This window comes from Streptomyces sp. NPDC006516 (genome assembly GCF_040611875.1).
Lineage (GTDB): Bacteria > Actinomycetota > Actinomycetes > Streptomycetales > Streptomycetaceae > Streptomyces.
In genome coordinates this window covers 13947-28946 of the sequence record NZ_JBEXPD010000017.1, presented here as the reverse complement: position 1 = coordinate 28946, position 15000 = coordinate 13947, and the positions used below count along the sequence as shown (strand labels likewise).

At 68.9% G+C, this 15000-nt stretch carries 6 protein-coding genes; 1 reads left to right on the top strand and 5 read right to left on the bottom strand.

All coding sequences use genetic code 11. From position 1 onward, the window contains the following. Window positions 1-5: 5 nt before the first annotated feature. Together ABZY45_RS31375 and ABZY45_RS31370 are read right to left on the bottom strand one after the other, a co-directional pair. Window positions 6-1154, bottom strand: a complete 1149-nt coding sequence (locus tag ABZY45_RS31375) for a nucleotide disphospho-sugar-binding domain-containing protein (protein ID WP_356745480.1) — start codon at window positions 1152-1154, stop codon at window positions 6-8. 109 nt (window positions 1155-1263) lie between these two features. Next, a complete protein-coding gene (locus tag ABZY45_RS31370) occupies window positions 1264-1977 on the bottom strand; it encodes a class I SAM-dependent methyltransferase (RefSeq protein WP_356745478.1) in 714 nt (237 codons plus the stop codon). A gap of 164 nt (window positions 1978-2141) precedes the next feature. Here ABZY45_RS31370 and ABZY45_RS31365 point away from each other — a divergent pair, with 164 nt between their 5' ends. Further along, entirely contained in the window at window positions 2142-3281 is a 1140-nt protein-coding gene (locus ABZY45_RS31365; RefSeq protein WP_356745476.1) for an aromatic ring-hydroxylating dioxygenase subunit alpha, read from the top strand. Between the two features lie 184 nt (window positions 3282-3465). Here ABZY45_RS31365 and ABZY45_RS31360 read toward each other — a convergent pair whose 3' ends face one another. The 3 genes from ABZY45_RS31360 to ABZY45_RS31350 form a co-directional block, all read right to left on the bottom strand. Then, on the bottom strand, window positions 3466-4194 hold the full coding sequence (locus ABZY45_RS31360) for a hypothetical protein (RefSeq protein ID WP_356745474.1): 729 nt from the start codon (window positions 4192-4194) through the stop codon (window positions 3466-3468). Between the two features lie 93 nt (window positions 4195-4287). Then, a complete protein-coding gene (locus ABZY45_RS31355) occupies window positions 4288-11244 on the bottom strand; it encodes a polymorphic toxin-type HINT domain-containing protein (protein WP_356745472.1) in 6957 nt (2318 codons plus the stop codon). Between the two features lie 87 nt (window positions 11245-11331). After that, entirely contained in the window at window positions 11332-14979 is a 3648-nt protein-coding gene (locus tag ABZY45_RS31350) for a LamG domain-containing protein (RefSeq protein WP_356745470.1), read from the bottom strand. Window positions 14980-15000: the final 21 nt, after the last annotated feature.

Genomic DNA, 15000 nt, shown 5'->3' with positions numbered 1-15000 from the left:
GCTGGTCAGCCGAGGGAGCCCGCGAGCCACTCGACGGTCTCGGCCGGGGTGGCCATGGCGAACACTTCGTCCCTGACCCGGTGGGCGGTGTCACGGAGCCGTTCGTCCTTGAGGAGCGTCCGGCACTCGGCGGCACCGAGCGTCCCGGGCTCCGCCACGATCCCGATGCCCCGGGCGGGCAGCAGGTCGGCGCCCGTCTGCTGGTAGGAGCCGCGTGGAATGACGCACTGCGGGAGCCCGGCGGCGGCGGCCGTCAGCATGGTCCCGCTGCCGCCGTGGTGGATGATCGCGGCACAGGTGTCGAGCAGCAGGTCGAGTGGTGCCCAGTCGACCAGCCGGACGTTCGGCGGCGCGTCAGCCAGGAGGGCGGGGTCGCCGCCGCCCAGGGTGACGACGAACTCTGCGTCCACGCCTCGAGCCGCCTCCATGAGCGGGCCCAGGATCGCGAGCCCGCCCCACTGGGCCTCGATGGTGCCGAGGGTGACGGCGATGCGCGGCAGCCGGGGCGGCTCGGCGAGCCAGCCGGGCAGGATCGCCCCTCCGTTGAAGGGCAACGGGCGCACCGGCCGGGCCTCGGGAGTCCTGCGGTCCTCGGGGAGGAGGGCGGTGAGGCTCGGCGGGAGCGTGGTGAGGGGGATCGTCCTGGAGGGATCGCCGGTGACGCCGTGCCGGGTCCGGTGGGGCGCCATGCCGGCGTGGAGCAGGGTACGGAGCCGGGCTCCGCTGTCGTACGAGCCGAGTCGGGGTTCGACCAGGGGCACCCCGAGCGCGGCGGCGACGAGTCGGCCCGCGCCCTGAAGGGGAGGAGCGACCACGAGGTCGGGCTTCCAGTGCCGGGCGGCCTTCAGGGCGCCGTCCACCATGACCCCGGAGACCCGGGCGAAGAGGGTGGCGAGTTCCGCGTCCTCCGGGTCCTCGGCGAACATGGGGTGGTCGGCCGGGCTGTCGGTCCCGGGCTCCTGGGGCATGTAGACGGGCAGGTAGTCCAGGCCGGGGGTGACGTCCACGACATCGAAGCCGGCTTCGGCGGCGGCCAGACTGAGTCCACCGGTGGCGTACCGGACCCGGTGGCCCGCCGCGCGGAAGGCCTGAGCGAGGGGGACGGTCGGGAAGAGGTGGCCGAGGCCAGGCGAGGTCACGAACAGGACGCGCATGCTTGCCCCCAGGCGAGGGTGGGCGGACGGGTGATGACGGGCCGCGTGGACCCGGGTGTGACGGGGCCGGGCTGCACCGCGGGGCCGGAGGCCACGGGGTGGCCCCGGCTCATGGGGCGGCCCCGAGGAACAGGCCCCGGCCGCAGTGCAGGCCGGGGACGTACTCGACGGTGAGCCCGGCGGCCCGGAAGGCCTTCTCGTAGACCGTCCGGGGGAAGAGCGAGATGCGGTGGGTCTCGGTGAAGTGCCGGGCGCCCCCCTGCGCATCGGCCACCACGTAGTGCACGTCCATCCGGCACGCCTCCCCCTCCCGCGCGGAGTGCGACACCCGGGCGACCGTCCGCCCCGCCACGGTGGTGACATCCGCCGAGACGTGCCCGTCCAGGTAGCTCTCGGGGAACCACCAGGGGTCCACGGCCACCACACCCCCGGGGTTGAGGTGCCGGGCGAACGCGGCCAGGGCTGAGTGGAGTTCGGCCTCGGTGGTCGCGTAACCGAGAGAGCCGAACATGCAGGTGACCACGTCGAACCGGTCGTCGAGGTCGAAGGTCCGCATGTCGCCGGTGTGCACGGGGACGTCCGGCAGCGCGCGGCGTGCGGTACGGACCATGGGCTCGGACAGTTCGAGGCCCGCGACGGTCCCGAAGAGCCCGGCGAAGTGGCGCAGATGGGCTCCGGTGCCGCAGGCCACGTCGAGGAGGGAGCGAGCGTCGGGCCGCAGCCGGCGCACGTGCCGGGTCAGCTCGCGCGCCTCGGTCCCGTAGTCCTTGCCGCGGCTCTCGTGGATCAGGTCGTGGATCTCGGTGAGGTCAGCGCCGTACATGGTCGGATCGTCGGAAGAAGGACTGGAGAAATCGCCCAGGACGGGTGGAGGGGGCGGCCGGGGCGCGTCGATCGGGGGGCGACCGTTTCACCAGGGCGCGTGGTCACCCTCGGCCGGACCGGAACGAGACACGGGACGAGAGCCGGAACGAGCGGAGGGCCGACGTGGACGTCGGGGAGATCGTGGCGGAGCTGGAGCGCTATCTGGGGCCGGACGCGGAGGAGTTGAGCCTGCCTCCGGCGGCGTTCACCTCGCCCGGCCTGTGGGAGCTGGAACGGGAACAGGTCTTCGGACGGTCCTGGATCCTCGTGGCGCACGTCGACGAGCTGGCTGAGACCGGTGCGTACGTCTCCCTGTCGGTCGCAGGCGAGCCGGTGGTGGTGGTCCGGGGTGAGGACGGGGAGTTGCGCGGGATGTCACCGGTGTGCCGCCACCGGCTGATGCCGGTGGTGGAAGAGGGGTCGGGCCGTACGGACGTCTTCACGTGTCCGTACCACTTGTGGCGGTACGGACTCGACGGGCGGCTCGTCGGCGCCACCCACATGAAGCGGAATCCGGCGTTCGATCCCGCCGCGTGCCGGTTGCCGCGGTTCGCGGTCGAGGAGTGGCACGGCTTCGTCTTCGTCAACCTCGACGTCTCGGCCGAGCCGCTGGGCCCGCATCTGCGGCGGATCGGCGATGACCTGGCCAACTACCGCCTGCCGGAGCTGACCCAGGTGGCGGGTTGGACGGAGGAGTGGCGCTGCAACTGGAAGGTCGCCGTCGAGAACGCCCACGAGAACTACCACGTGATGGGCTTCCATCCGGAGACCCTCCAGCCCACCACGCCGGGGGGCGCGGAGACCCGGGTCCGGGCCGACTCGCCGTGGGCCGACAGCATGCGGGTGCGGTACTCGGCCCCGCTGGAGCCCGTCGTCCTGGACCTCACCGAGGAGGAACGGGCCCATCTGTACGGCTTCTTCGTCTTCCCGTCGGGCAGCCTCGCCGCCTCCGGCGACATGGTGATCTGGCTCAGCCTCATCCCCTCGGCCCTCGACCGCACCACGGTCAGGGGCGGGGTCCTGATGCCCGCGGCCATGATCGAGGGGCAGGACCGGGAGGCCGTACGGAAGGAGGCCGAGGCCTACGCCGCCGTGATCAACGGCGAGGACCGGCGCGGTCTTGAGGAGGTCCAGCGGGGCGCCGGGTCACGTTTCGCCGAGCGGGGGCACCTCTCGCCCAAGGAACCCGGGGTGGTGCTCTTCTACCGGTCGCTGGCCCGCGCCCTGGTGCGCGAGGACACGGACTGGCCAGGCGAGCTCTGAGACCGGCCCCGTCGCGGTGCCCCGGCCGCCGCGCCCCGTCGTCGATGACGGCCGCAGCCCCGAACAGTGCGCACCCCTTCACCGCAACATGGAGGGGCCGTTCCGTGGCCGACGACGGAACAGCCCCTCCCGCCTGTTGTCAATGCTGTCAACGGGCTCGGCGGACCCCCGCGACCATGAACCGCTAGATGTACTCCATACGGAACAGGCGACGGGACAGGACCAGCGGCCGGGCCTCGTCCACGACGGCCCCTGCGTCGATCCCACCCGTCGGGAATCCATGGTCGACCAGTTCCTGTCCGACCCTGAAGCGCACGGCCGGATTGGTGTGCGTCAGGGCGTACTCCGACCACCGCGCGGCCACCGATTCACCGATCGCCCCGTCCGCCCGCCAGATGCAGAGGGTCGCCGCGAGGGCGAGGTCGGCCTGGACCACGGGATCCTGATCACTCGCACACGCTTGGGAAAACCGATTGAAATCCTCTGCCGGCCGACGGGAGAGATTCGCGAGTAGCAGAATGGCGGCCCCCCGCACATCCCTCGATGAACTATTCTCCAGCCCTTGGACGAGCGACGTACCGGCGAGAACCGATTGAAGCACCCGGCTCTTGAGCGGTGTGGAACCTCCCAGCACCCCATCGACCGAGACGACCGTGTCAAGAATCTGCAGGACGAAATTCTTCCACGCAAAGTTCTCGAGTGCGAGCATTTCATAAAGCGCCGCCACAGCCGGGACGGTCACTTCTTCCACCGTCACAGCCGCGTAGCAGATGAGTTCATGCAGGGCGTGAGTGGCATCGATCGCGTCGTCCTCCGACGTCGCGAGCCTGAGCTGGTCCAGAACCCTCCGAACCTCCGAGCCAACAGCCGGAGCAATCCCGGGGGCCGACCAATCAAATTCCGGCGTATCCATCAATTACCACCATGTCGATCACTGACACCTACGAAGAGCCCGGAGACCACGAAGGCCTCCTGCGATGCAGGAGGCCTTCGCACCGGGCAGCTATTAGAAGTCTATCCCCAACCCCTTCAGCATCCCGTCGCACTTACTGAAACACGGATCCGCCTTGGTCCCATGTTTCGCTGCATCCTTGGAGAACGCATTGAAGACGAACACAGTCCTGATGGAACCCCCTCGGATCGCGGATGTGGCTTGCTCAGGAGTCGCTCCCCCCTTGACTGCGCTCTGGTAGGCATTGAGCAGGCAGCCCACTTCCGCGCATCCGTAGTGGCTGCGCTCGCCCAGCGCGTCCACGAACTGCGACGGAAGATCTTCGACGTTGCGGGCCTCGTTGTGCCCGTAGAACTTCTTGCCGTTGGAATCGGTGTACTCGGATGCGTACTGGACGGACTTCTTCCCTGCCTTGGGCTGCAGAGAATCGGCGTACTTGCCCAGATCACAGTTGTGTACCAGCAGAGGCGTCGAGTCAGCCAGTACGTAATACGCATGGATGCCCGTCACCGTCAGGTCGTGCGTCCGCTGGCGCTTCTCGAAGTGGCGCGCGGCCGAAACCTCGACCGTGTCACCCGCAGGGGTGCGCAGCGTCATCCCCGCGCGAAGGTCTCCTGCCTTGATCCACGCACTCTCGGACACGACCCAGAACGGGTGCGTCGTGGTGGCGATCAGGGCCTCCGGCGTGCCGGAGTCGTCGGTGATCGTGAGGTCGACGAACTGCTTGTCGTCCTCGGTGACGATGGTGCCGGCGACTTCCCGAACCGTCGTCTCACCGGTTTCCGGGTCGGTGACGGTGACCTTGTCGCCGAGCTGGACTTCTTCGATCGGCTTCGACGTGCCGTCAGGTAGAAGGACCTCGGTGCCGGGAAGGAAGCTGTGGCACTCCGGTTCCTTCTTCTTCAGTGCCGCCGCTGCCTTCTTCTGCGCTGCCGCTAGTGCAGACTTCGCCTTGGCCAGACCCTCGGTTGCCTTGTTGACGGCCTTGCTGGCATTCCACAGGTCCTTGACTCCGCCGACGAGATCGCCGACCAGACCGACGACACGCTTGGCAAGCTTGGCACCCTTGGCCCAGTTCCACGGTGCCCCGTACTTGGCCAGGATCTTGCCCGCGAGGCCTCCGGCGAAGCTGCCCGCGATGTTCAGCAGGGTCTCGCCGCAGGCACCCATGTCGCCGCTGGATACGCAGTCGAGCGCGGCGTCCACACCGAGGATGTCCCGCGCGATCTTGACCAGGGCCTTGGCCGAGGACTTGATGCGCTGTGTGGCGACCGACTGCTGCCCCTGGGCACTGGAGAGCGCGCTGGTGGCATCGTCGACGTCCTGCTCTTCGTCGGCCGTGGGGCCGGACTTGCTGACAGGGAGTCCGCCCCGGCATTCGATCAGCCCTTGCAGGCACTCCGGAATCGCCATGCCACTCGGGTCGGCGAGCGTTACGGGCGTGTTGTTGGCGTACGCATAGCCGTTGATCTGCTGGGGTTGGGTGTGATCGATGATCGGGTCGGCAGAGACGAACTTGCCGATGTCGGCGTCGTACTCGCGGGCCCCAAGGTGCGTCAGACCGGTCGATTCGTCGATCGTGCCACCGACGAATCCCTTCTCTCCGGGCCAGGTGCCGGACGATTCACCCCGTTCGGCACCGAAGGGATCGAAGCGGCGCTGCGAGACCGCACCTGTTGCGGAGTCGATGGCCAGTTCGCCCGTGCCGTGGTGGTCGGAGGCGAGGAACGACACCTTGTTGTCGTTCGTACGCACCGCGACCGTCTGTCCGGCGTGCGTGTAGTAGCGGGTCGCTTCCTTCTTGGTGCCGTCGGCCGAGAGTTTCAACTCCGTGCCGGGCAGATACACCGTCGTTCCCGTCGGGTCCTTGCGCTGGACCCGGCTGCCGGCGCTGTCGTAGAGGTACGTGGTCTCGTCGCCACTCGCCTCCTTCGACGAGGCAAGCTTGCCCGCGTCGCTCCAGGACAGATTCTGGGCATCACCACCGATGGTGCGCTTCGTGGTGTTGCCCGCGTCGTCGTACTCGTACGACGACTGCTTGTCACCCGTCGGGGTGTTCTCCACGACCTTGGTGACCTGGTGCGGACCGTCGCCGAGCGCACCCGCGCCCCCGTAGGTGTACGTGCGGGTGGTGTTCAGGGCCGCGTTGAGGCCCGTGTCATGCACCGTCTCGGACGTGCGGTTGCCGATGGCGTCCGTGACGTACGACTTCCAGTACGCCGCCGGGCCACCCAGCGGCGCCGCGCCCGGCGCGGCCTGACACGCCTTGGGGCCGGAGCCCTCCAGCGGTGCAGAGGAACTCAGGGTGCCGTTTCCAGCCGCGTCTGCCACGCTCGACGCGGCGGTCCACGCCTCCGACAGCCGCTGCCGACTGTCGTAGGCGAAGCACTGGACGTCGGGCGAAGCGGAGTTCGCCGTGTCCGAGATGGACAGGACGTTGCCTGCCTGGTCGTAGGAGTAGTTGGACTCCTTCACGGGGGCTGACGCCCCGTAGACATCGACCACCGAGCGGGTCAGCCGGTCCGTACCGGTCTCGTAGTCGAAGGTCTCCCACACCTTCTTGCCCGCGCCTGTGGAGAGTTCCAACTGCTGGACATGGCTGAGGGGGGAGTAGACGGTCTTGGTCACGTACGGCGTGGATCCCGTCAGCGTCGTCGGACGCTGGAGGTCGTCGTAGCCGCTGACCAGAACCTCGGCCGGCAGGTCGCCCACGGCGGGCACACCTGTGGACTGCAGGGTGCCGTCCCGGTTGTAGGCCGAGGTGAAAGTGTATGTGCCGGCGAGAGACCCCTGCGAAGCCGGCACGACGTAGTTGGTGGTGAGCGGTCGGTAGAAGTCGTCCATCGTCTGGACGACGGTCCCGAAGGACTCGGTCGGGGAGATGTAGCTGATGTTGGCCCAGGCCTGGCCCAGCAGACCTGCCTTGTCGTAGCGGGTCTCCGTGAGCCTGGTCCCCGTACTCGGCTCACCCTGCCACGTCGACAGGATGCGGCCCAGCTTGTCGTAGACCGACGAAACCTTCTTGCCCCGGCTGTCCGTGGACTGGACCGGACGGTCGAGCGTGTCGTACGCCGTCGTCGACGATCCCGTGTCCGGGTCCACGCTCTTCGTCTTGCGCCCGAGCGGGTCGTACTCGTAGCGCCACACGTTGCCCTTGGCGTCCGTGACCGTCTCGAGCTCGTTCTTCGGGGTGTAGGTGTACTTGGTGACGTCGTAGCCGGACAGCGGGTTCGGGGAGTCGCCCCGGTAGTGCCAGATCTCCTTGGTGTTGCCCGCGAAGTCCGTGACTGTCGTCGTGGGTACGCCGCCCTTGGGCGGGTCGACCGTCGTGCGCTCGCCGTCGTACACCGTAGTGGTGCGCCACTGCTCGACGCCGGAAACTGCCATGATCTGCGCCGTCGCACGGCCGAGTCCGTCGTACTCCAGCAGACTCTGCTGGCCGACCTCGCCGTTGTGGACGATCAGCAGTTCGTCCGATGCGGCCCCCGCAGCGTTGTACGTGGCGTTGGTCTTCTTGATCTTGCCGGTGCCGTCGTAGAACGAGTCGGCGACCATGCGCGTGCCGCCGGGGCCCTCCGTCTGCAACTGCCGTGGTCGCAGCAGGCCGTCGTAGAGCTGGTACTCGGCGCCGTACGAGCCGTCGTTCTCGATGTTCTCCGTCTTGATCGCGACGGCCTTGTCGCGGCGCACGTTGTACGAGTACTTGATGCTCGGGGTCTGGGTCTTGACCCGGTCCGGAAGCCAGACCGAGGTCAGGCGGCCCAGGCCGTCATAGGCCAGGTCGGTGCGTTTGCCGTTCGGGTCGGTCTGGCCGGCCGACATTCCCCAGGCCGGGGCGTAGTCGGTGGTCGTGACGTGGTTCAGCGCGTTGGTGCTCTTGGTCTGCGAGATGAGGCCGTTGACGTCCGTGTACGCGGTCTTCGTCTCAGCCAGGCTCGCGTCCTTCTGCGACAGCGGGCGGCCGAAGGCGTCGTAGGTCGTCGTGCCGGTGACCTGGTACGTACCGGTGGTGCCGTCGTGCGAGGTCAGACGCTCGGTCTTCGTCGCGTCACCCTTGGTCGGTGCCGCGCCGAACGCCTTGCCGTCGTAGCTGGTGCGCTCGTCGGCGTGCACCTGCGTCTTGCGGTCGGGGGTGGCGGAGCACTTCACGCCCACAGCCTCGCTGCGCGAAGGCAGGGTGAGGAGGTTGGCCGCCGTGTTGTCGGCGTACCAGGTGCGGGTGCAGGTGTCGTCGGCCGCGGTGGAGACGTCGCCCTGGTCGTCGACCTCCAGGACACGGCCGGTGCCGTTGCCCGTGTCGAACGTGGTGGTGCTCTTCGTCGCGCGCCAGGTTCCGTCGGACAGCAGGCTGTAGCCGCGTTCCGTGTCGGACCGGACGAGCACCGAGTGCGAGGTTCCCCAGTCGCGGGTCTGCGTCGCCGTGTAGTGCTTCCACGGCTCGCTGATCACCTTGGAGACGAGCTTCGTGCCGTCGTAGGTGTGCGCCTCCAGCTGGTGGCCGGTGAACTCCTCGGAGGAGGTGTACTCGACACCCGTCGAGTCCTTGACCTTCACCGAACGGGTTCCGCCGTTCGGGTCCTTGTCACCGTCCATGCCCTGCAGATACGTGTAGTCGATCCGCGAGGTCTGCTTGTCGGCGCTTCCGCTGGTCACCTTGACCTTGCTGTAGCCCTGCCAGCCGCCCCACGTGAGGTACTTGTCCTCCGTGATGCCGTCCGGCTTCGCCCTGCGCCAGGCCGCGTCGCCCTGGTAGTCGTAACGGGTGACGAGGCTGTCGCCGCCGCCCGTGCGGTCGGTCTCGACTATTTCGGCGACCACGTACTTGTGGAACCAGTCCGTGATCGGTTCGATTGTGCCGGGCGGGGCCCACTTCACCGGGTAGCAGCGCTTGGTCGACTCGCCCGGCTTGGGCAGGGCGGCCTTGGTGCACTCGGTCGCCGCGTAGTTGACGTCCAGCTGGGCGCCCGTCTCGCTCAGGACTGCGGCGAGGCGGAAGCGGTGGAACGGGGCGATGTTGTCACCGACGGCGTCGACGCGGTTGACGAGCTGCTCGCCGTAGAGTTCGAGCGTCGGCAACTTCACCGCCGTGCCGACACGGCCCTCGTGGTCGATCTTCGACAGCCAGAGGGTCTTGGAGTCGTCACCGTTGTCGGTGAACAGGTGGGTGAAGGTCCACGCGTCCACGTCCTGGTACTCGGTGGCGCTCTTGCGCATCTGGGTCGTGATGCCGGTCAGGCGCTTCGTGGTCCAGAACGTCTGGCCCACGGTGCACTTCGTGGCCGCCTTGCACTCCTGGTCCACCGGGGTGTCCGGCCAGTGAGCGGCGTTCGCCTTGGTCCGCTTGGATTCCGCGCAGTCGAAGTCTGCGGTGGGCAGGCAGCGTTCAGCCACGTCGAACACGACGCGGGCGGGCGCCTTGGCCGCGTAGACCTGGCCGTCGCGCTGGCCGTAGTCGACCCTCTTCAGATAGCCGCCGCGGTGGTAGGCGGTGCCGTTGACGTCCGTCTTGCCGTTGAGGGCGTAGTAGTTCGTCTCGGGAGCGTAGAAGTAGGACATCACGTTGCCGTGGGTGTCCTTGACGTGGTCGAGGCTCCAGCGCCAGGCCTGCTTGCAGTGGGCGCTGGTGAACGTGGCGTTGTAGCAGGGCTCACCGGAGTCGTCGCCGAAGACGGGCACGGTCCAGGTGGAGTCCGTGGTCTCCTTGCCGTCGGTCCAGCCCGGGAGGCGGTTCAGTCCGAACCAGTACTCCGTGCCGTCGGCGGTGGTGACCTTCCAGTGCTCGCCGTCGTTGTCGCCGTTCGTCGCCCCGGTCAGCTTCTCGACCTTGGTGCCGTCGTCGGACGAGAACTTCCACTCGCCGGTCTCGTCGTCCTTGATGAGCTCGGAGGCACTGCCGTTGAGCATGATCGTGGCGTTGTCGAAGGCCCAGCACTGCTCGGCCGACGTGGAGTGCCCGTCGTCGGAGCACGGCTTGTAGCGGCGCTCGATGTACCCGGGGTCGTAAGAGAAGCCCTCACCGACCCAGGAGCCCTGGTTGTTGGTCACCGAGGTGCGGCCGTCGGCGGACTGCGAGGAGTAGCCGAGACCGATGCTGGGCGTCTGCCCGCCCGGCGTGGGGACCGTACGCAGCGGATAGCTCCAGCTGAAGCCACCGGACGAGTTGGCGACGCTCCAGGTCGCGGACGGGGCGAGCGCGGTCGCCTTGTAGCTGCCCTGGGCGGAGGACGGGCCCGCGGCGAGGGCGACGAGCGGTGCCGCGCTCGGAGCGGCCTTCGCCGTCATGGCGGCGGGTGCCGCGGCGGCCTGGACGTCGGCCGAGACGGTGCGGTCCTCGGCGTCGTTCACGGTGGCGAGGGGCTTGGCCTGCTCCGGGCAGGCCTCGCTGCCGGGGGTCGCCACGGCCGCACAGGCGGGGAGCTGGAAGAGCTGCAGACGGGCCCCGTAGTCGCCGCCGTACGCGTCGGCGAACTTCGAGTAGTCCACTGAAAGACGGACCTTCGCGCCCTTCGCCGCCGCGTCCGTGCGCTCGACGCGCATCAGCGCGCCGGCGCCGAGAGCTTTGGCCCGCTTTGCGGGCAGTACGTCGACCTCGACCTCTGCCGGACCGGTCGGCTGCGCGGCCTTCTTGGACGTCTTGGACGTCTTGGACGTCTTGGACGTCTTGGACGTGATCGCGGCGACGGCGACGGGCAGCCCGCCGACGTTCTCCTCCATGGGAGACGCGGTGGCCACGGCGACCTTCGCGCTGCCGCCCGCAGGCCAGACAGCCTTGTCCAATCGCTTGACGGCGGCCTTCTGCGCCTCGTCCGCCGGCCGCTTCTTCGCCTGTGCGTTCTTGCCCTCCGCGGGGTCGCCGAAGTCCTGGACACCGGGTCTGCCTCGCCCCTCCCCCGGTGCCGACGGCGCAGCCTGGACTGCGCTGCCGGTCAGGGCGAGGGTGATACCCAGGGCGGTCGCCGTAAGCAACCGCCCGGGCAGGCGCCGGTTCAACAACCGGCCTCTGAATGCCATCACGTGTCTCCGCACGTAGTGAGGGATGGGGCTGAAACGGGCGGGTGTGCCGGTTCTGTTCGGAACCGGCACACCCGCCCGCCTGGATCACATGTTCGGGAGCGGTGTCCCGTTGGCCATCTGCCGGATCGCTGTCATGTCCGCTGCCCCGGTGTAGACACGCACCTCGTCGATGGCGCCCGCGAAGTACTCGCTGCCGCCGCCGAGGGCCGAACGGCCCACTTGCAGGGCGCCGGTGGCGCCCCAGAGGGTGTCGTCGGTGCCGTGCGCGATGTCGGCGAGCTGTCCGGCCACGTACAGCCGGATCTCGTTGGCGAACGCGTCGTACACCACGGCGAGGTGCTGCCCGGCCATGTCGACGTCCGGGAGCGTCTGGTCGTCGGTGAAGGTCTTCACCGGTGCTGTCGCCGAGTCGGACTCGGCGACAGCCAGCTCCCACGTCGAGGACGATTCCGCGTCGGCGGCGGGCCGGTAGCGGACCGCGAGCCGGTTGGCGGCCTGGCCCGGCAGCGACAGCACGGTCTGCGGCTCGGTCGCGTCCAGGGAGGTGAGCTGTACGCGGGCCGTCGCCGTGAAGCTGCTTGCGCCGGTGACGGGCGCGGTGGCCGTGGACGCGTAGTCCCCGTCACCGTCGAGGACCAGGTGTCCCGCGCCGACCATCGGGAACGGGCCCTCGAAGTACGGGTCGTCCGTGGGCGCGTTGTAGATGGAGGCGTTGCCCGCGAGGGTCAGCTTCTGACCCGTGCCCGTGTCCGCGGAGGCTCCCGCTGCGGCCGAGTCGAGCTGCCAGTAGTTCATACGGGTCGGCTTGACCGTCATCATCTCCGCCACCTGGGCGGCGGGCAGGACGCGGTCGAAGACGCGTACCTCTGCGAGGTCACCGGAGAAGTTGTCCCGGTAGCCGCTCTTGGCCGTGGTCCGGCCGATCTGCAACGGTCCGTACGACTTCCACACCGAACGGCGGGATGCGGTGCCCTTGGAGTCCTTGTTGATGTAGAGGCGCAGTTCGGACTTGGCCGCGTCGTAGACGCCGGTCAGCAGCACCCACTGGTCGGGGACCACGCTGACGCCGGTGGCCACGGCCTTCCACTCGCCGAGTGTGTCGACGTCGGTCACCGGGACGGAGAACGCCCAGGTGCCCGCCACCTGGTCGTAGCCGAGGGTGAATCCGGGCTCGCCCGTGCCGTCCTGGCTGATGACGGCCATGTCACGCGTGGGGGTGCCGTTCGGGCGGACCCAGGCGCTGACGCTGAAGCTCTTCGAGGAGTCCAGCACCGTTTCGTTGACGTCCGCGTACGCGTCGCCGGTGCCGTCGAAGCGGGCGGCCGAGTCGGCCTTGCCGCCCGGGCCTTCCACACCGAAGGTGACACCGGTGCCGGTGTTCGCGGAGAACGCGCCTGTCTCGTCGTGGGCCTCGGTGCTCGACGGTTCGTCGGCGAGGTTCCACTGGCCGGCGACCGGGGTGCCCTCGGTCACGAGGAACTCGTAGTGCGCCTTGGTGCTCGGGTTCTCGGCCTTGTCGACGGCGATGACGTCGACCCAGTGGCGTCCGGAGCGGGTGGGCATCCAGCTCACGGTGGCGGGTCCGCCGGGGGTGGCGGCGTTGACCGTGGTGGCCGGGGTGGCGGTGCCGTCGAACGCGTACCGGTACTTCACGACATCGGTGTCGGGCACCGAGTCGTTCGGGTTCGGGGCGAAGGTGAAGGAGCCGTAGGTGCCGACGCCGTCGTGGTACACGGTGTCGGAGGGGTACTGCTTGGACAGCACGTTCGGCTTGCCCGGCAGCGTCTTGTCGTACATGAACTCGCAGCGCACGGTGTCCCCGTCGTAGCTCCAGGGGCCGTATCCGTCACCGTCGTAGGCGCGCGCGCTCCAGTAGATGACGGTGTTCTGCGGGATGGACGACTTCACCGTGTGGGTGAACTTGGTGCCGGACGTGGGCGCCAGCCAGGACGGCGTGAGGTAGGAGTAGGTCTTGGCCTCCTTGGTGACCGGGTCCGTCCAGTCCACCTTGAACTCGACCTTGACCTTGTCGGTGAGGCCGTTTCCGTGGTCGGGGTCGCTCGCCACGGCCTGCAGCTGCGGCGGCACCTCGGAGTACGGACGGCCGGCACCGCTGGTGCACATGCCGCCCGGGTTCTGCGAGAGCGTCGTGATCTTCCGCGGCAGGTTGTTGTAACTGATCGACAGGTAGGCGTTGCCGCAGACCCGCTTCCATTCGGGCAGCCGGGACTCGTCGGCGGCCCGCAGGCCCAGCGTCATGGAGGACCAGCCCTCGGCCGCCGCCGTCTTGACCTCGGTGGTCAGCTCACCGGTCGCGCCCGCCTCGAAGTGCAGGTTGGCCTGGCTGGAACAGCTCGTCGGCGAGATGGCCTTGTCGACGGTGCCGATGTGGTCCGTCCAGTCGTCCGAGGTGTTGGACCAGCTGGACGAGGAGGTGATGCTGTAGTTCTTGCCGCCGATGCGGTAGAGCCGGATCGGTTCGGCGGTCGGCGAGGCGCTGTAGATGTGCTCGACGCGTGCGGAGAACGTCGCGCCGAGGATCTGCTTGCCCTTGTAGAACGACATGGGCATCGTGAACAGCGTCCGGCGCACTCCCACGCCGTTGCAGGAGACCGGGCTGTAGTCGGTGGGGCACTTGCCCACACCGGCGCTGCCGGAGTACTTCCAGTCCTGCTCGCCCGGCATGCCGGACATCACGCCGGTCCACGCGGTGCGCGAGGTGGTGCGCTGGATCGGGTCGATGACGACGGGGAAGACGGTGTCGTCGCCCCGGAGCAGCTTCTGGTCGGGGACGAGAGACAGCTTGCCCTTGCCCACCTCGATGCCCAGCGGTGAGGTCCGGCCACCGCCGCCGGGGCCTGCCAGGGCGGCCTTCGGTGCGACGGCCGGGGCGGGTGCGGCGTCGGCGGTCGCGGCGGCGAGCGCCTTCGACACGGCCTTGGGGCCCTGGGCCTTGGCCGCGGCTTCCTTGACCGCTGCCGAGTCCCACATCACGGGCTTGCCGGCCTCGAAGACGGTTCCGCCGACGGCGGCGTCCTCGGCCTTGATGGCGCCGGAGGCGTCCTCCGCGACCTTGAGTCCGTCGGTCTTCAGACCCAGGTCGAGCCGGGCCAGCCGCGGATCGGCCGCGGCCTCGGGGGTCTTCACGACCAGGAGGTGGCCGAAGCCGTCCGCCTCGGCGCGCACGGTGAGGTCGACGCCGGGCAGTGCGTCCTTGTACGTGGCCGTGTCGCCGTCGAGCGAGGGGGCGGGCAGCTTCCCGTACGGCCAGGTGAGGGCCAGCTCGCGGCCCGCCTGGTTCATCGTGACGAACGGCTCGCCGGCGGTGCCGTCCGAGAAGGACAGCGCGACCGCCGCGGCCTTCGGCGAGACCGAGCCGTCGGCGTGCCGTACGAGGGTCCGGTCGATGTCGACCCACGTACCTTCCTGGAAGGTACGGACGGGGTCGGTGTATTCGCGGGCCGTGAACGTGCCGTTCGGCTCGGCGTAGATCTCCCGGCGCGAGGTGCGCATGCCGAGGATCTCGACCTTCTGGCCGCTCTTCCTGGCGACGGTCAGTGCCTCGGCCTCGCTCTGCACCGGCTTGCCCGCTGCGGCGATCGACGGCTCGGGGGCCTCGTCGGGAGCGGGGCCTTCCGACTGGGCGCTGAGGATCCCGGTCATCACCGCGCCCGCCACCACTGCGGCGAGCGCGCCACGCAGCACCGGGCCGCGTCGTATGCGTCTGGACATGCGTCTGTTCTCCAGGTCGTT

Bases quoted from the DNA above. Each gene is read 5' to 3' on its own strand.
- ABZY45_RS31370 (WP_356745478.1), bottom strand. From the start codon at position 1,977: ATGTACGGCGCTGACCTCACCGAGATCCACGACCTGATCCACGAGAGC.
- ABZY45_RS31355 (WP_356745472.1), bottom strand. From the start codon at position 11,244: ATGGCATTCAGAGGCCGGTTGTTGAACCGGCGCCTGCCCGGGCGGTTG.
- ABZY45_RS31375 (WP_356745480.1), bottom strand. From the start codon at position 1,154: ATGCGCGTCCTGTTCGTGACCTCGCCTGGCCTCGGCCACCTCTTCCCG.
- ABZY45_RS31360 (WP_356745474.1), bottom strand. From the start codon at position 4,194: ATGGATACGCCGGAATTTGATTGGTCGGCCCCCGGGATTGCTCCGGCT.
- ABZY45_RS31350 (WP_356745470.1), bottom strand. From the start codon at position 14,979: ATGTCCAGACGCATACGACGCGGCCCGGTGCTGCGTGGCGCGCTCGCC.